Source organism: Massilia sp. UBA6681, assembly GCF_002454935.1.
In the GTDB taxonomy this organism is placed as follows: Bacteria; Pseudomonadota; Gammaproteobacteria; order Burkholderiales; family Burkholderiaceae_D; genus Telluria; species Telluria varians.
Map to the genome: position 1 here is coordinate 29,626 of NZ_DKJX01000049.1, position 16,295 is coordinate 45,920.

The 16,295-nt window shown below is 65.9% G+C and carries 20 protein-coding genes; 7 read left to right on the forward strand and 13 right to left on the reverse strand.

What is annotated here, in order from left to right:
• Nucleotides 1-24 precede the first annotated feature (24 nt).
• The 8 genes from paaI to paaA form a co-directional block, all read right to left on the reverse strand.
• Nucleotides 25-474, reverse strand: coding sequence for a hydroxyphenylacetyl-CoA thioesterase PaaI (gene paaI / locus B2R83_RS07035; RefSeq protein ID WP_292039584.1), 450 nt, complete (start codon nt 472-474; stop codon nt 25-27).
• A complete protein-coding gene (paaH, locus tag B2R83_RS07040) occupies nt 467-2,005 on the reverse strand; it encodes a 3-hydroxyacyl-CoA dehydrogenase PaaH (protein ID WP_292039587.1) in 1,539 nt (512 codons plus the stop codon). The genes paaI and paaH overlap by 8 nt, the downstream gene beginning before the upstream one ends.
• Nucleotide 2,006: 1 nt before the next feature.
• A complete protein-coding gene (gene paaG / locus B2R83_RS07045; protein WP_209587359.1) occupies nt 2,007-2,798 on the reverse strand; it encodes a 2-(1,2-epoxy-1,2-dihydrophenyl)acetyl-CoA isomerase PaaG in 792 nt (263 codons plus the stop codon).
• A gap of 133 nt (nt 2,799-2,931) precedes the next feature.
• The gene (paaE, locus tag B2R83_RS07050; protein ID WP_292039589.1) at nt 2,932-4,008 is read right to left on the reverse strand and encodes a 1,2-phenylacetyl-CoA epoxidase subunit PaaE; all 1,077 of its coding nucleotides are present in this window, start codon (nt 4,006-4,008) and stop codon (nt 2,932-2,934) included.
• Between the two features lies 1 nt (nt 4,009).
• Nucleotides 4,010-4,522 (reverse strand): 1,2-phenylacetyl-CoA epoxidase subunit PaaD, encoded by a 513-nt coding sequence (gene paaD, locus B2R83_RS07055; RefSeq protein ID WP_292039592.1) that lies wholly within the window; start codon nt 4,520-4,522, stop codon nt 4,010-4,012.
• Nucleotides 4,522-5,274 carry a 1,2-phenylacetyl-CoA epoxidase subunit PaaC gene (gene paaC / locus B2R83_RS07060; protein ID WP_292039595.1) on the reverse strand — a complete coding sequence of 251 codons (753 nt, stop codon included), beginning with the start codon at nt 5,272-5,274 and terminating at the stop codon, nt 4,522-4,524. Before paaC ends, paaD begins: the two co-directional genes overlap by 1 nt.
• Nucleotides 5,275-5,282: 8 nt before the next feature.
• Nucleotides 5,283-5,567: a 1,2-phenylacetyl-CoA epoxidase subunit PaaB gene (gene paaB / locus B2R83_RS07065; protein WP_027865558.1), complete on the reverse strand. Its 285-nt coding sequence runs from the start codon at nt 5,565-5,567 to the stop codon at nt 5,283-5,285.
• A 55-nt stretch (nt 5,568-5,622) separates the two neighbouring features.
• Nucleotides 5,623-6,612: a 1,2-phenylacetyl-CoA epoxidase subunit PaaA gene (gene paaA, locus B2R83_RS07070; RefSeq protein WP_292039597.1), complete on the reverse strand. Its 990-nt coding sequence runs from the start codon at nt 6,610-6,612 to the stop codon at nt 5,623-5,625.
• A 91-nt stretch (nt 6,613-6,703) separates the two neighbouring features.
• Here paaA and B2R83_RS07075 point away from each other — a divergent pair, with 91 nt between their 5' ends.
• The 3 genes from B2R83_RS07075 to B2R83_RS07085 are packed head-to-tail and all read left to right on the forward strand — an operon-like array spanning nt 6,704 to nt 9,060.
• Nucleotides 6,704-7,621, forward strand: coding sequence for a PaaX family transcriptional regulator C-terminal domain-containing protein (locus B2R83_RS07075; protein WP_292039599.1), 918 nt, complete (start codon nt 6,704-6,706; stop codon nt 7,619-7,621).
• A 52-nt stretch (nt 7,622-7,673) separates the two neighbouring features.
• Complete coding sequence (locus B2R83_RS07080) at nt 7,674-8,813, forward strand: M14 family metallopeptidase (RefSeq protein ID WP_292039601.1); 1,140 nt, start codon at nt 7,674-7,676, stop codon at nt 8,811-8,813.
• Nucleotides 8,814-8,823: 10 nt separating this feature from the next.
• On the forward strand, nt 8,824-9,060 hold the full coding sequence (locus B2R83_RS07085) for a hypothetical protein (RefSeq protein ID WP_285374927.1): 237 nt from the start codon (nt 8,824-8,826) through the stop codon (nt 9,058-9,060).
• Between the two features lie 54 nt (nt 9,061-9,114).
• Here the strand turns inward: B2R83_RS07085 and B2R83_RS07090 are convergent, their stop codons facing one another.
• The 4 genes from B2R83_RS07090 to pmbA are packed head-to-tail and all read right to left on the reverse strand — an operon-like array spanning nt 9,115 to nt 12,117.
• On the reverse strand, nt 9,115-9,531 hold the full coding sequence (locus tag B2R83_RS07090; RefSeq protein ID WP_292039606.1) for a DUF1801 domain-containing protein: 417 nt from the start codon (nt 9,529-9,531) through the stop codon (nt 9,115-9,117).
• The gene (locus B2R83_RS07095; RefSeq protein ID WP_292039608.1) at nt 9,524-10,480 is read right to left on the reverse strand and encodes a DUF4214 domain-containing protein; all 957 of its coding nucleotides are present in this window, start codon (nt 10,478-10,480) and stop codon (nt 9,524-9,526) included. The genes B2R83_RS07090 and B2R83_RS07095 overlap by 8 nt, the downstream gene beginning before the upstream one ends.
• Before the next feature lie 16 nt (nt 10,481-10,496).
• Nucleotides 10,497-10,736 carry a hypothetical protein gene (locus tag B2R83_RS07100; protein WP_209587349.1) on the reverse strand — a complete coding sequence of 80 codons (240 nt, stop codon included), beginning with the start codon at nt 10,734-10,736 and terminating at the stop codon, nt 10,497-10,499.
• 16 nt (nt 10,737-10,752) lie between these two features.
• Entirely contained in the window at nt 10,753-12,117 is a 1,365-nt protein-coding gene (gene pmbA / locus B2R83_RS07105) for a metalloprotease PmbA (protein WP_292039612.1), read from the reverse strand.
• Between the two features lie 107 nt (nt 12,118-12,224).
• Between pmbA and yjgA the strand changes: the two genes are divergently transcribed.
• From yjgA to B2R83_RS07120, 3 genes are read left to right on the forward strand one after another with little or no spacing between them, the layout of a single operon-like run.
• Entirely contained in the window at nt 12,225-12,830 is a 606-nt protein-coding gene (gene yjgA, locus B2R83_RS07110; protein ID WP_292039614.1) for a ribosome biogenesis factor YjgA, read from the forward strand.
• A complete protein-coding gene (gene mog / locus B2R83_RS07115) occupies nt 12,808-13,443 on the forward strand; it encodes a molybdopterin adenylyltransferase (RefSeq protein ID WP_051306405.1) in 636 nt (211 codons plus the stop codon). The genes yjgA and mog overlap by 23 nt, the downstream gene beginning before the upstream one ends.
• 16 nt (nt 13,444-13,459) lie before the next feature.
• Complete coding sequence (locus tag B2R83_RS07120) at nt 13,460-14,125, forward strand: alpha/beta hydrolase (RefSeq protein ID WP_036214114.1); 666 nt, start codon at nt 13,460-13,462, stop codon at nt 14,123-14,125.
• Nucleotides 14,126-14,275: 150 nt separating this feature from the next.
• Here the strand turns inward: B2R83_RS07120 and B2R83_RS07125 are convergent, their stop codons facing one another.
• Nucleotides 14,276-15,601, reverse strand: a complete 1,326-nt coding sequence (locus B2R83_RS07125) for an aspartate aminotransferase family protein (protein WP_292039618.1) — start codon at nt 15,599-15,601, stop codon at nt 14,276-14,278.
• A gap of 115 nt (nt 15,602-15,716) precedes the next feature.
• Here B2R83_RS07125 and B2R83_RS07130 point away from each other — a divergent pair, with 115 nt between their 5' ends.
• A complete protein-coding gene (locus B2R83_RS07130) occupies nt 15,717-16,271 on the forward strand; it encodes a carboxymuconolactone decarboxylase family protein (RefSeq protein ID WP_292039620.1) in 555 nt (184 codons plus the stop codon).
• Nucleotides 16,272-16,295 lie beyond the last annotated feature (24 nt).

A 16,295-nucleotide genomic window follows, 5' to 3' on the forward strand; every position in this document is an offset into this window, starting at 1 on the left:
CTCCTCGTCGTCTTGCAAAATACTTTACTGCCCAACCTCTGCCACCATGCCGCTGACGCGGTGCGACTTCCCGCGGAACAGCGCCACGGTGCGCCCGTCCTGGTTGGTGACCTTGATGTCGTACACGCCGGTCTTGCCCTGCAGGGCCTGCTCCACCGCCTCGGCCACCAGCACGTCGCCCTCAAAGCCGGGCGCCAGGTAATCGATGCTGCAGCCGGCGCCCACGGTATTGAAGTTGTGCGAGTTGCAGGCAAAGGCGAAGGCGCTGTCGGCCAGCATGAAGATGTAGCCGCCGTGGCAGGTGGCGTGCCCGTTGAGCATGTCGCCGCGCACGCGCATCGACATGCGCGCGTAACCGGGGCGGATCTCGTCGAGCGTCATGCCCAGGGCCTGGCTGGCCGGGTCGCGCTCGTACATGGTCTTGCCGGCCAGTTCGGCCAGGGCTTGTGGCTCCACGTTCCGATCGCTATGCATGGAACTTCGCTCCGTGCGGATTGGCGGCGATCTTGCGGCGCAGCAGCGGCGAGACGCGATAGCGGTCTTCGCCATAGGTCGCGGCGAGGTTGGACAGCACCGCCACGATGTGCTCCAGCCCGACGCTGTCGGCCCAGGCCAGCGGGCCGCGCGGGTAGTTGACGCCCTTCTGCATCGCGATGTCGACGGCCTGCGCGCTGCACACGCCCTGGTTGACGGCGTCGGCGGCCTCGTTGGCCAGCATGGCGACGGTGCGCATCACGGCCATGCCGGGCACGTCGTCCAGGCGCGTGACGGCAAAGCCGGCGGCCTGGAACATGCCGACCACCGCGTGATACGCGGCCTCGCTGCACTGGTCCGCGCGCGCCAGCGCGATGCGGGTGGCGCCGGATGGGTCCAGCAGCAGGTCGTAGACGACGGTGTCGTCATGCCAGCTCTCGGCGGCACGCTCGGTGGCGCTGCGGCCATCGGTGAGATAGACCGCGGCGCCATTGCACACGAAGCCGGGGGACGCGTCCAGGGTCTCCTCGCGCGGCAGCGCGTAACCGGCAGCGGCCAGGCGCGCGGCCAGCGCTGCGATCGCGTCGGATTCGTTGCCGACGATCGCCACCGACTCCGGTCTCGCTTGCGGCGCCTCCAGCTGCACGGCAGGCTTTTCGACACCCTCGCCGTAACGGTAGAAGCCGCGGCCGGTCTTGCGGCCCAGGAAGCCGGCGTTGACCAGTTCCTGCTGCAGGATCGAGGGCGTGAAGCGCGGGTCGCCGAAGTAGGCGTTGTAGACCGAATTCGTCACCGAGAAGTTGACGTCGTGGCCGATCAGGTCCATCAGCTCGAAGGGGCCCATACGGAAGCCGCCGCAGTCGCGCAGCACGGCATCGATGGTGGCCGGCTCGGCGGCCTGCTCCAGCAGCAGGCGCAGGCTTTCCGCATAATATGGACGGGCGACGCGGTTGACGATGAAGCCCGGCGTCGATTTCGCGTGCACCGGGTTCTTGCCCCAGGCTTCGGCAGTGGCGTAGGTGGTGTCGGCCACCGCCTTGTCGGTGGCGATGCCGCTGATGACTTCGACCAGCGCCATCAAGGGCACCGGATTGAAGAAGTGCATGCCGACCAGGCGTTCCGGGCGGCGCAGCTTTGCTGCAATCGCGGTGACCGAGATCGAGGAGGTATTGGTGGCCAGGATGCAATCGTCCGCCACGATGCCTTCCAGCTCGGCGAACAGGGCGCGCTTGGCGTCCAGGTTCTCGACGATGGCTTCGACCACCAGCGCGGCCTGGTGCGCTTCCTGGAGTGTGCCGATGCGCTTCAGGCGCGCGCGTGCCTCATCGGCCGCGGTGGCGTCCATGCGGCCCTTCTCGACCAGCTTGGCGTAGGTCTTGCCGATGTCCGCGATGGCCTTGTCGGCGGCGTCGGTCCGGGTGTCGAACAGCAGGACCTGGTGGCCGGCGCTGGCCGCCACCTGGGCGATGCCGCTGCCCATGGCGCCGCTGCCGACCACGGCGACGATGCTGTCTTTCGGGAGAGCCGTCATCTCATTCCCCCTTGAAGTGCGCCGGGCGCTTGGCGATGAAGGCGGCGACGCCTTCGCGGTAGTCGTGGCTGTAGCCCAGCTCGCGCATCATCTCGCCTTCCAGCTTCAGCTGCTCCGGCAGGGTGTTCGACCAGCTGGCCTGCAGGGCTTTCTTGGTGAAAGCCAGGCCCTTCGTCGGCGCCGCGGCGAAGTGCTCGGCCATGGCCATGGCCTGGTCCATCAGGGCTTCATCCGGCACGCAGGCCCAGATCAGGCCCCATTGCTCGGCCTTCTCGGCGCTGAGTTTGTCGCCCAGCATGGCAAGGCCGGTGGCGCGTGCCTGGCCGATCAGGCGCGGCAGGTGCCAGGTGCCGCCGGTGTCGGGGATCAGGCCCAGCTTGCAGAAAGCTTCGATGAAGCTGGCCGATTTCGCGGCCAGCACGATGTCGCAGGCCAGGGCCAGGTTGGCGCCGGCGCCGGCGGCCACGCCGTTGACGGCGCAGATGACCGGCATCGGGAGCGACTTCAGGGTCATGACCAGCGGGGCGTAGAACTTCTCGACCGATTCGCCCAGGTCGACGCCGGGGGCGCCGGGTTCGACGGCGCGGTCGGACAGGTCCTGGCCGGCGCAGAAGCCGCGGCCGGCGCCGGTGAGGACCAGCACGCGCACGGACTTGTCGGCCTGGAGTGTGTCCAGGGCGTCGCGCACCTCGAGGTGCATGGCCTGGGTGAAGCTGTTCAGGCGATCGGGGCGGTTCAGGGTCAGGAGGGCGATGCCGTTTTCGATCTTGAACTGGATGGATTCGTAGCTCATGGTTGTCTCCGTTTTTATTGTTGTCCTTCGCACGTCGTCCCGGCGCAGGCCGGGACCCAAGTTCGCTGCTATGCCACGAACGTCAAATTGGGTTCCGGCCTTCGCCGGAACGACGGTCTCTCTGCTAGTAGGCCTATTCGGCGATATCGAAATCGACGACTACCTTGTCCGTGATGGGAAAACTCTGGCAGCTCAATACGAAGCCGCGCGCCACCTCGTAGTCTTCCAGCGCGTAGTTCACGTCCATCTCCACCTGGCCATCGAGCACCTTGCAGCGGCAGGTCGAGCACACGCCGCCCTTGCACGAATAGCGCATGTCGATGCCCGCGCGCAGGCCGGCGTCCAGGATGGATTCCTTGTCCTTGTCCATCGTGAAGCTGGCCGCGTTGCCGTCCATGATGACGGTGACTTCGGTCAGGTGCTGCGCCCCTGCCTCGATTCTGCGCGGCTTGTGCTCGTGCTTGGGGATGCTGGCGGCGAACAGCTCGATGCGGATCTTTTCCTTCGCCAGCCCGGCCGCCTGCAGCGAACGCGACACGCCGTGCATCATGTCTTCCGGCCCGCAGATGAAGGCGACGTCGATGTCGTCGATAGCGATCCAGTGTTTCAGGAACAGGCCGCACTTCTCTTCCGTGATGCGCCCGTTGAAGAGTTCGATGTCCTGCTGCTCGCGGCTCATCACATACACCAGCTTGAGCCGGTCCATGTACGTGTCCTTGAGGTCGGTCAGTTCATCGCGGAAGATCACGCTCGACGAGGCGCGGTTGCCGTAGACGATGGTGAAGCGGCTCTTCGGCTCGGCCTGCAGGGTGGTCTTCACGATCGACAGGATCGGCGTGATGCCGCTGCCGGCGGCGAAGGCCAGGTAGTGGCGCTCGCTCGCCGGGTCGAGCGGCACGTTGAAGTGGCCCATCGGCGGCATCACTTCGAGGATGGCGCCCGGTTTCAGGTGTTCGTTGGCCCAGCTCGAGAACTGGCCGCCGGACACCCGCTTGATCGCCACGCGCAGTTGTTCGTCCTGCACCGCCGAGCAGATCGAGTAGGAACGGCGCACGTCCTCGCCGTCGATCATCGCGCGCAGGGTCAGGTGCTGGCCCTGCTGGTAGGCGAATTGGGCTTTTAGCTCGGCCGGGACGTCGAAGGTGACGGCGATGGCGTCGCGGGTCTCCTGCTTCACTTTCGCCACGGTCAGTGGATAGAATTTGCTCATCTTAGTGGCACTTGAAATAGTCGAAAGGCTCGCGGCAGTCGAGGCACTTGTACAGCGCCTTGCAGGGCGTCGAGCCGAACTCGCTGGTCAGCTGGGTATGCGGCGAACCGCAGTTGGGGCAGGCCACCTCGGGCGCGGCGCGGCGGCGGATGCCTGCGTGCAGGCCGCTGATGTCGATCGCCTGCTGGCTAGGTGGCGCGATGCCGTAGCCCTTCAGGGCGGCCTTGCCGGCTTCGCTCATCCAGTCGGTGGTCCAGGCGGGCGCCAGGCGGCTGACGATGCGTACCTGTTCCAGGCCATGCGCCTGCAGGGCTTCCTTCACCGCGTCCGCGATGACCTGCATGGCCGGGCAGCCCGAGTAGGTTGGCGTAATGGTGACCACGCAGGCGTCGCCCTCGAAAGCGACCTCGCGCACGATGCCGAGGTCCACCACCGAAATGACGGGAATCTCCGGATCGGCGACCTCGCCGAGCCAGCTCCAGACCAGTTCGATGGTGACGCCGACGAGGTTCATTACCACTGCGCTCCCGGATAGGCGCGCTGCAGGAACTGCATCTCGGCCAGGATGTAGCCCAGGCGCTCGCTGTGCCGGCCCTGCTTGCCGCCGCGCTGCATCCAGGCGCTAGGGTCCGGCATGATCAAGGTGGCTTCGTTCAGCACGTCGGCCAGGTGGTCGAGGTAGTTCTTGCGCAGTCCCTCGACCGCGGGAGCCACCCCCTGCTCCACCATCGCATTGTCGACGGCGTCGTAGAGGAACACCTCGCCGCTGTACATCCACAGCTCGTCCAGCGCGGTCTGCATCCTGGCGTGGCTGACATCGGTGCCGTCGCCCAGGCGCACCACCAGGTCGCCCGAGCGGCGCAGGTGGTAAGTGACTTCCTTGATCGACTTCTGCGCGATCTCGGCGATGCGCGCATCGCTCGAGCGGGTCAGGCCGTCCATCAGGAAGTAGTGCCAGGTGTCGAACAGGAACTGGCGCGTCATGACCTCGGCATAGCTGCCGTTGGGCTGCTCGACCAGCAGGCAGTTGCGGTAGTCGTGGGCGTCGCGCAGGAAGGCCAGGCGGTCTTCGTCGCGGCCCTTGCCCTCCAGCTCGCCGGCATAGCTCAGCCACATGCGGGTCTGGCCCAGCAGGTCGAGCGCGACGTTCGACAGCGCCATGTCTTCTTCCAGCGCCGGTCCCTTGCCGCACAGCTGGCACAGCTGCTGCGACAGGATCAGGGCGTTGTCGCCTTGACGAAGCAGATACTCGATCTTTGCGTCCACGGCCGACCTCACAGGTTCTTGACTTCTTCCGGCATCGGGAAGAAGGTCGGGTGGCGGTAGACCTTGCTGTTGGCCGGCTCGAACAGGGCTTCCTTGTCGTTCGGGCTGCTGGCCACGATGTCCTGGGCGCGCACCACCCAGATGGACACGCCTTCGTTGCGGCGGGTGTAGACGTCGCGCGCGTTGTTGATCGCCATCTCGGCGTCAGGCGCGTGCAGGCTGCCCACGTGCTTGTGGGCCAGGCCGTGCTGGCTGCGGATGAAGACTTCCCACAGCGGCCATTCTTTGCTCATCTCTGTATCTCCAAGGGGTTGCATGCGGCGGTGTCACCGCCCCATCGTTCTCATCTTATGCCGCAGCCTTGCGGGCCGCTTTCTTCTCGGCGTGGGCGACCAGGGCATCGCGGAACCATTCGCCGTCCTCATAGGCTTTCACGCGGGTGCGCAGGCGCTCGCGATTGCAGGGGCCGTTGCCCTTCAGGACGTTGTGGAATTCGCTCCAGTCGATCTCGCCGAAATCGTAGTGGCCGCGCTCCTCGTTCCATTTCAGGTCCGGGTCGGGAATGGTCAGGCCCAGGTATTCGGCCTGCGGCACGGTCTGGTCGACCATGCGCTGGCGCAGCTCGTCGTTGGAGAACAGCTTGATGCGCCAGGCGGTCGACTGCGCGCTGTTCACCGACTCGGCATCCGAGGGGCCGAACATCATGAGCGAAGGCCACCACCAGCGGTTCAGCGCATCCTGGGCCATCGCCTTCTGCTCGGGCGTGCCCTTGGCCAGCGCCATCATGATGTCGTAGCCCTGGCGCGCGTGGAAGGACTCTTCCTTGCAGACGCGGATCATGGCGCGCGCGTACGGTCCGTACGAGCAGCGGCACAGCGGGATCTGGTTGATGATGGCCGAGCCGTCCACCAGCCAGCCGATGGCGCCCATGTCGGCCCAGCTCAGGGTCGGGTAGTTGAAGATGCTCGAGTACTTGGCCTTGCCCGCATGCAGGGCCTGCAGCAGCTCGTCGCGCGATACGCCGAGCGTCTCGGCGGCGCTGTACAGGTACAGGCCGTGGCCGGCCTCGTCCTGGATCTTGGCCAGCAGGACCGACTTGCGCTGCAGTGTCGGCGCGCGCGTGACCCAGTTCCCTTCCGGGAGCTGGCCGACGATCTCGCTGTGCGCGTGCTGCGAGATCTGGCGGATCAGGGTCTTGCGGTAGGCCTCGGGCATCCAGTCCTTCGGCTCGATCTTGATGCCGGCGTCAATGCGCGCCTGGAACGCCGCTTCTTCAAGGCTCATGTCTTCTTCGGTTCGGACTTTCTTGAGTCCGGTCTCCACCATTTGTGCGTACATGCTGGTCTCCGTTGCGAAACTCTCCAAACCATAATACGATACAAAAAATTGGATGTACACCAAAATTTTGAATCATATCGAGGCGTTATCAATGGCACAACTCACCAGCGCGGAATGGATAGACCGCTTTCTGACGAACGACCCGCCGCGCCATAAATCGCTGGTGATGACCCTGTGCGGCGACGCCATCGCCCCGCATGGCGGCGCCTTCTGGCTGGGCAGCATGATCGACCTGCTGGGTCCCCTGGGCGTGTCGGACCGGCTGGTGCGCACCAGCGTGTTCCGCCTGGTGCAGGAAGGCTGGCTGACCGCCAGCCGCGAGGGCCGGCGCAGCCGTTATGCGCTGGAGCCGAAGGCGCTGCCGCGCTTCGAGCGCGCCAATCGCCGCATCTATTCGCCGCCGGGACTGGACTGGGATGGCCGCTGGACCATCGTGCTGGCCCCCAACGGCAGTATCGACGGCGACCTGCGCGCGCTGCTGCGCAAGGAACTGGAGTGGGAAGGCTTCGCGATGCTGGCCACCGGGGTGATGACGCACCCGGCGCCGGATCGCGACACCCTGCGCGAGATCCTGGTGCGTGCCGGCGCGGAAGGGAAGGTATTCGTGTGCGATGCGGCCGAACTGCCCGGCGTCGGCGCGCGCCCGCTACCCGAGCTGGTGGGCGACGCCTGGGATCTGTCGGGCGTGATGGCCGGCTATCGCGGCTTCATCGAGACCTTCACACCGCTACTGGACATGGACGCGGACATCGCCCCGCAGGACGCGTTCGCCATCCGCAGCCTCCTGATCCACGCCTACCGCCGCGTGCAGCTGCACGACCCGATGCTGCCGCTCGGTCTGCTGCCGGCCCCGTGGCCGGGCAGCGACGCCTATGAACTCGCCGGGCGCATCTACCGTCTCACCTATGCCCGGGCCGAGGAACACATCATGACGATGCTGCGCAAGGAAGATGAATCCACGCCGGAAGCGGACCAGGACTTCCATGAGCGATTCGGCGGCCTCGCCTGATTCGTGCAGTATTATTAGCGTTTTACCCAACACCGATAATCCAGGACACACCATGTCTATCAAGATCAGCAGCCAGTTCGACGCTGGCGCCATCGAAGTCGTCAACGCCACAAGCGCGAACGCCATCGACCTGAACATCCGCAAGGATTCGCACGCCGACATCGTGCAATGGTTCTACTTCCGCCTGCAGGGCGCGCAAGGCCAGGCCTGCACCATCCGCTTCCTGAATGCGGCCCAGGCCGCCTATCCGGCCGGCTGGGAAGGCTACCAGGCGATGGCGAGCTACGACCGCGTCAACTGGTTCCGCGTGCCGACCTCCTACGACGGCAAGGTGATGACGATCGAGCACACCCCGGGCATGGACAGCGTCTACTACGCCTACTTCGAGCCCTACTCGTGGGAACGCCACCTGGAGCTGCTCGACCGCGCCCAGATGGCCGAGAACGTGCGCATGCTGGACCTCGGCTCCACCGTCGACGGCCGCGACCTGAACATGCTGGTCATCGGCGAACCCTCGCCTGAAAAGAAAAAGGTCTGGGTGATCGCACGCCAGCACCCGGGCGAGACCATGGCCGAGTGGTTCGTCGAAGGCATGCTCGACGCCCTGCTCGACCCGGCCCACCCGTTCGGCCGCCAGCTCCTGAAGGAATCGGTGTTCTACGTGGTGCCGAACATGAATCCGGACGGCTCGGTGCGCGGCAACCTGCGCACCAACGCGGCCGGCGCCAACCTGAACCGCGAGTGGATGAACCCGTCGATGGAGCGCAGCCCGGAAGTGTTCCTGGTGCTGAAGAAGATGCACGAGACGGGCGTCGACCTGTGCCTGGACGTGCACGGCGACGAGGGCCTCCCCTACGTGTTCGTAGCCGGCAGCGAGTCGCTCCCGACCTGGACCGAAGCCCAGGCCGCGCAGCAGCAGCGCTTCATCGAAGACTTCAAGATCGCCAGCCCGGACTTCCAGGACGTGCACGGCTACGGCAAGACCCCGTTCACCGACGAGACCCTCACCATGGGCTCCTCGCACATCACCCACGCCTTCGGCTGTCTGTCGCTGACCCTGGAACTGCCGTTCAAGGACAACGCCAACGACCCGGACCCGCAGGTGGGCTGGGACGGCGCCCGCAGCACGCGCCTGGGCGCGGCGGTGCTGCAGCCGGTGCTGAACGCAGTCCGCGCGCTGGGCACGAAGTAAGGAGCGGGCGATGAGCGTGTTCTCCGCCCCCGTGTTCGACGCCACCGTCGTGTTCGAAGGCCAGGAGCTGTTCAAGGGCCGCGGCGCGGCCCAGACCTGGGCCGAGAAAGTGGCGAAGGAAGTCGAGGCCGAGGTGACGGTCGAGAAGATCGGCACCGGCTGGGCCCTCAAGGCCACGGTCGATGGCGAGCCGGTCACCTGGGGCATCTATGGTCAGCGCCTCAGCCGCATCGAGCAGGCCGGCTGAGCATCGCCAGCCTCGGCAAAGCCCACTCGACCATGCGGTCCGGTGGGCTTTTTATCAGCCGTAGCGCGCCCGCGTCGCGGCGGCGGCCTCGGCCACCAGTTGCTCCAGCACGTGCGCGTCGACGTCCTCCAGCCGGCGCACGTAGAGGCAGGCCTTGCCCATCTTGTGCCGGCCCAGGCGCTCGCGCAGCGCGTCCGTCGGCGGCAGCTCGCAGGACAGATAGATGCTGATGTCGCCCTTGCGCGACGAGAAGCCGGCGAGCGGGGCATCGCCTTCGCGGCCGCTGGCATACTTGTAGTGGTAGCTGTCGAAGCCGACGATGCTGCCGCCCCACATGACGGGAGGCGCTCCCGTCACCCTGCTCATCATCGCCACGATCGCTTCGCAATCCTGGCGGCGCGCAGCGTCGGGAATCGCATCCAGGTAGGCGCGCACGCTGGCGTCATTGGCCCTGGTCTTGTTCTCAGCCATAGGGGGTGTAGGCAAAGCCGTTGGCGATCAGCGCCGCCGAGCCGTCGATGTTTTCCGGACTCTCGCTGATCCCGGCCAGCACGTCGGCGCGCGCCACGCCGCTGTCGAGTTTCTGCACCCAGAAGTCCAGGCCCGCCTGCTCCGGCGCGCGGTCGAGGATGTTGGTGTAGTAACGCGTGACCAGCTCGCGGTGCGTCATGGCGGAGCCGTAGGCCTCGCGGTATTCCTGCGAGTCGATGAAGCCCTGCGCCACCGCCGTCACCGACACGCCCGCATCGAGCTTGCCGATCCAGAAGCCGACGCCCGCCGCGTCCGGCGTACGGTTGAAGGCGGCCTCGTACAGGCGGTAGGCGCGCCCGCCCGTTTCGCCGGCGCCGACGTCGAGCGCCACGTTGGTGTCGGCAAAGACCAGGCGTTCGATGCCCTCCAGGCTGTCCCTCCCCTCCACGCCGGTGCTGTCGGCCACGGTGAAGCCGGTGGCCGTGCGGGTGACGCTGTAGGCGGCGCGGTTGCCCGCGTACAGGGCGAAATCGAAGCCGGCGCCGCCCGAGATCCAGTCGTCCCCGCCGCCACCGCGGATGCGGTCGTTGCCGGCAAAGCCCATCAGGCCGTCGGCGCCAGCGCTGCCCTCGATCGTATCGTCCCCGGCCAGGAAAGGCTCGTACAGACCGCGCAGGTCGCCCTTGCGCTCGACGTAGGGCGCCAGCAGGCTGGCGGCATGGTCGAGACCGCTGATGGTGTAGACCAGCGCATCCTTGATGGAAAAGGAGGTGCTGGCGATTTTGCCGTTCAGGCTGCTGTCCGAGGCCAGCGGGAAGTCGCCGAGGAAGGTCTGGCGGTAGGTGGTGTCCGCAATCGAGATGCGGTTGAAGTTGGTTTCCCGCAGCATCCAGGTCCAGTCCTGGGCGCTGCGGAAATCGAAGGCTTGCGACAGGACGAGCTTGGCCATGACGCCTCCGCTTGTCTTAGAGCTCGACGCCCAGGTGCTTCTGGACCCAGGTATTGGCGTCCGCGAGCGCGTCGAAATGCAGGGTGGCGATGGTGGTCTTGTCGGGGGCCAGGAAGCTCACGTAGGCCTTGCGCGCCTCGTTGCCCGAGCTGAGCAGGTCGGAGGGCTGGGACAGCTCGACGGTGGCTACCAGGTCGAGGTTGAGCAGGACGCTCTTCTGGCTGTTTTCTTTGTCAATGCGAACGAACTTGCTCATTTTTTATTCTCCAGTTTCAACTACCGGCCACGACCATCTTTTCGATGAGGATCGAACCGGTCGATTTATTTCCACGATGAAGAACATCGTTGCCGATCGCCACGATTTGCTGGAACATTTCGCGCATATTGCCCGCGATGGTGATCTCTTCCACCGGATACTGGATCACGCCGTTCTCGACCCAGTAGCCGGACGCGCCGCGCGAATAGTCGCCGGTGACGTAGTTGACGCCCTGGCCCATCAGTTCCGTGACCAGCAGTCCCGTGCCCATCTTGCGCAGCATGCCTTCGAAATCGTCGGCGCGGCGCGTAGCCGTGGACACGATGTCGAGGTTGTGCGAGCCGCCGGCATTGCCGGTGGTCTGCATGCCCAGCTTGCGCGCCGAGTACGAGGACAGGAAGTAGCCCTGCAGTACGCCATTCTCCACCACCTTGCGGCGAGTGGTGCGCACGCCTTCCTCGTCGAAGGGCGCGGAGCCAACCGCGCCGATCAGGTGCGGGTCTTCGACGATATTGATGTGCTCCGGGAAGACCTGCTTGCCCAGCGAATCGAGCAGAAAGCTCGACTTGCGGTACAGCGCACCGCCCGAGACGGCCTGCACGAAGGCGCCGAGCAGGCCAGCGGCCAGCGGGGCCTCGAACAGCACCGGGCAGGTTCGGGTGTCCAGCTTGCGCGCGTTCAGGCGTGCCAGCGCGCGCTCGGCGGCGTAGCGCCCCACGGCTTCCGGCCTGGCCAGTTTCTTGGGGTCGCGCGCCGAGGTGTACCAGTCGTCGCGCTGCATCCTGTTGCCCTTGCCGGCAATCGGCGCGACCGAGATCGTGTGGCGCGAGAACGGGTAGCCGCCGATGAAGCCGCGCGAGTTGGCGCCGACGAAGTGCGACTGCTGTACGTAGACGCTGGCGCCCTCGCTGTTGCTGATGCGCGGGTCGACTTCGAAAGCCGCGTTTTCGCAGCGCTGGGCGAGTTCGACGGCTTCCTCGGTACTGATCTGCCAGGGGTAGAACAGGCGCAGGTCGCGCGGGTTCGTTTCCAGCAGCTCGGCATCGGGCAGGCCGGCGCAGTCGTCTTCGGCGGTGAAGCGGGCGATGTTCCAGGCCGCTTCCACGGTGTCCTTCAGGGACTTGGTGGAGAAGTCGGAAGTGTTGGCATTGCCGCGCCGCTGGCCGTAGTAGACGGTGACGCCGATGCCCTTGTCCTTGTTCTGCTCGATGGTCTCGATCTTGCCTTTACGCACGGAAACCGACAGGCCGCTGCCTTCGCTGATCTCGACCGAAGCATCGGTGGCGCCCTGCTCTTTCGCGAAGGCCAACACGTCGCGGGCGAGCTGTTTCAGCTGGTCCTGGGTATGGGTAAACGTAGAAGTGATCGCGGAGTCGTTCATGTCGTGTTTTTCGTGGCTCGCCCTAAAACAGTTATCATAGCAGCCGTTTACTATTTTCACTGACCGGCTCTACGCCAATCGGATCGATCCGGGTCAATCCATAGATCATGCCTAATCCAAACCGCGGCTCCGTTGGCTTCCAGTCCAACGAGTTCGAACAAGAATACGAACGTCCTTCCAAGTCCGAAGCCAAGCGCCAGTCGAACGAGCTGCAGAAGCTCGGCGAACAGCTGGTGGAGGCGCCGCGCGACCGCGTCAAGCGCGTCGAGATGCCGGAAGACGTCAAGGAAGCCATCCTCACCTGCCAGAGCATCACCAACCACGAAGGCCGCCGCCGCGCCCTGCAGTTCGTGGGCAAGAAGATGCGCACGCTGGACGAGGAAGAAGTCGAGGTCATCAAGCGCACCATCGAGGGCTGGAAAGGCGCCTCGAAGGCCGAGACCGCCGCGCTGCACGCCCTCGAGCGCCGCCGCGAAAAGCTGCTCGCCGACGACAAGGCCCTGACCCAGCTGCTGGAAGAAAATCCGGAACTGGACGTGCAGCACCTGCGCACCCTGATCCGCAACGCGCGCAAGGAACAGGCGGAGAACAAGCCGCCCAAGGCCTACCGCGAGATCTTCCAGATCCTGAAGGACCTGGGCAAGAAGCAGAAACAGAAGGCGGCAGCAGACGACCAGGAAGAAGCCGGCGATGACGAGTCCGACGACGAGTAATCCTGAACTGGCGCATCAAGAGCTGATCATCGGCCTGGTGTCGGTCTCGGACCGCGCCAGCGGCGGCGTCTATGAAGACAAGGGCATCCCGGCCCTGCACGAGTGGCTGGCGCAGGCGATCACCACGCCGTTTCGGGTCGAAACCCGCCTGATCCCCGACGAACGCGCGGAGATCGAGCGCACCCTGGTCGACCTGGTCGACAATGCGCGCTGCCACCTGGTGCTCACCACCGGCGGCACCGGCCCGGCGCGGCGCGACGTGACGCCCGAGGCGACGCTGGCCGTGGCGACGAAAGAGATGCCGGGTTTCGGCGAGCAGATGCGCCAGATCAGCCTGCGCTTCGTGCCGACCGCGATCCTGTCGCGCCAGACCGCGGTGATCCGCGAGACGGCGGACCATGCGGCCCTGATCATGAACCTGCCGGGCCAGCCCAAGTCGATCAAGGAAACGCTGGAAGGCCTGAAGGACGATGCCGGCAACACGGTCGTCGGCGGGATCTTTGCCGCCGTCCCCTACTGCATCGACCTCATCAAGGGTCCCTACATCGAAACCAATCCGTCCATCAGCAAGACCTTCCGCCCGAAGTCGGCGCTGCGTCCTCCTGCTGCCTGAACGAACAAAGGAAGCCATGGAACTGCTGCAAAACATCGAGATCGAAACCGCGCCGAACCCGCAAGTGGCGGTCATCTGGCTGCACGGCCTGGGCGCCGACGGCAACGACTTCGTCCCGCTCGTGAACGAACTGGACCTCGCGGGACTGCCGGGGATCCGCTTCGTATTCCCGCATGCCAAGACCATGCCGGTGACGATCAACGGCGGCTACGTGATGCGCGCCTGGTACGACATCACCGGCGCCGAGCTGACCCGCCGCGAGGACGAAGGCGGCCTGCGCGCCTCGCAACGCGACGTGGAAGCCCTGATCGCGCGTGAAAAGGCGCGCGGCATCCCGGCTTCGCGCATCATCCTGGCCGGCTTCTCGCAGGGCTGCGCGATGACGCTGCAGACCGGCATGCGCCACCCGGAAAAGCTGGCGGGCATGCTGTGCCTGTCGGGCTACCTGCCGCTGGCCAACGTGGTCATCGATGAACGCACCCAGGAAAGCCTGTCCACGCCGATCTTCATGGCCCACGGCACCCACGACAACGTGGTGCCCTTCGCGCGTGCGCGCGAATCGAAGGATGTGCTGGTGTCGCTGGGTTACCAGGTCGAGTGGCACGAGTACATGATGCAGCACTCGCTGTGCCTGGAAGAGGTGCAGGATATTTCGAAGTGGATCAGGAAGGTGCTGGCCTGAGCGGCTAGTCGTCCTTTTTCTCTGCGTTAGCTTATAAACCGTCATTCCCGCGCAGGCGGGAATCCAAGTGCGTTGCGTCGCCTTCGCGGGAATGACGTTTTTGAGCCTGCTGTAATGGGCAGCTGTGTCAGCGTTTCACGTCGACCTGGCCTACTGCTTCAACGCCGCCTCCACCGCATCGGCCAGCCGCGACACGATCTCCGACAGATCCGCCGCCGTCGCAATGAAAGGCGGCGCCAGCAGCACGTGGTCGCCGTACTGCCCGTCGATGGTCCCGCCCATCGGGTAGACCATCAGCCCGTTTTCCATCGCCTTGGCCTTGATCGCCGCGTGCAGCTTGCGCTCCGGCGCGAACGGCCGCTTGTCGGCCCGGTCCTGCACGAATTCCAGCGCCAGGAACATGCCGCGCCCGCGGATGTCGCCCACGTGCTCGTGGGTGCCGAACACGTCGCCCAGCATGCGCCGCAGCGTGGCGCCTCGGCTGCGCACCCGCCCCAGCAGGTCGTCGCGCTCGATCACCTTCTGCACTTCCAGCGCCGCCGCGGCCGCCACCGGGTGCCCGATGTAGGTGTGCCCGTGCTGGAACATGCCGCTGCCGTTACGCAGGCAGTCGACGATGGTCTGGTGCGCCAGCACCGCGCCGATCGGCTGGTAGCCCGCGCCCAGGCCCTTGGCGATCGCGATGATGTCCGGCGCCACGCCGTCCTGCTCGATCGCATACATGGTGCCGGTGCGCCCCATCCCGCACATCACCTCGTCGGCGATGAACAGGATGCGGTAGCGGTCGCAGATGTCGCGCACGCCCTGGAAGTAGCCCGGCGTCGGGGGGATCGCGCCGCCGGTGGCGCCCACCACCGGCTCGGCGACGAAAGCGATGATGTTCTCCGGCCCGGCCTTGAGGATGTTGGTTTCCAGCTCGTCGAGCAGGCCGGCGGTGTAGTCGTCCACGCTCTGGTGCGCCGCGCGGCCGCGGTATTCGTAGCAGGCGCTGACCCGCACGGTGTCCATCAGCAGCGGTGCGAAGGCCTTGCGGCGCCACTCGTTGCCGCCCACCGCCAGCGCGCCCAGGGTGTTGCCGTGGTAGCTCTGGCGCCGCGCCATGAACAGGCGGCGCTGCGGCTCGCCCGCCTCCACCCAGTACTGGCGCGCCAGCTTGAGCGCCGTCTCCATCGCTTCCGAGCCGCCCGAGACCAGGTAGACGCCGCCGATGTCCTGCGGCGCCCCGGCAATGAGCCGGTCGGCCAGTTCCTCGGCCGCGTCGGTGGTGAAGAAGGCGGTGTGGGCATAGGCGCAGCGGTCGATCTGGCGGTGCATGGCGGCGATCACGTCGGGATGCCCGTGGCCGAGCGAGGAAACGGCAGCCCCGCCGCTGGCGTCGATGTAGATCCGGCCGGCCTTGTCGCGCATGCGGATGCCGTCGGCGGACACCGCGGTCGGCGGCACCTGGCGCAGGTTGCGGTGGAGGATATGGCTCATTGCGACTCCCTTGGTCAGAACAAGAGTTTGACAATAAGCGTGCCGTGCACCGGTTCTTTTGATTTTTAGAGAACGCTGTGCAATTATTTTCCAATTACAACAGACCACCCAGCCCATGACCGACCGACTCGGACCGATCGCCCTGGAGGACATGACCCCGGCCCAGCGCGCCGCGGCGCAGGCCATCATCGATGGGCCGCGCGGGGCGGTGTACGGCCCCTTCGTGCCCTTGCTGCGCAGTCCGGAGCTGATGGAATACGCCCAGCGCATGGGCGAGTACCTGCGCTACCGCAGCGCGATCGGGGTACGGCTGTCGGAACTGGCGATCCTGGTCACCGCGCGCCAGTGGAACCAGCAGGTGGAATGGGCGATCCACGCGCCGATCGCGGCCCAGGTGGGCATCCCGGCCTCGGTGATCCAGGCGATCGCCGAGCGGCGCAGACCGAGCGACATGCTGGTCGACGAAGCGGTGGTGCACGACTTCTGCGTCGAGCTGCACGAGGCCAAATCGGTGTCGGACCGGGTGTATGCCGATGCGCTCGCGCTGTTCGGCGAGCACGGCGTGGTCGATCTCATGGGGATCAACGGGTATTACACCTTCCTGGCCATGGTGATGAACACGGCCAGGACGGCGGTGCCGGCAGGCTGCGAGGCGCGGCTGCCGGACTAGCGTTTGCGCGCTGGTAGCTGCGGC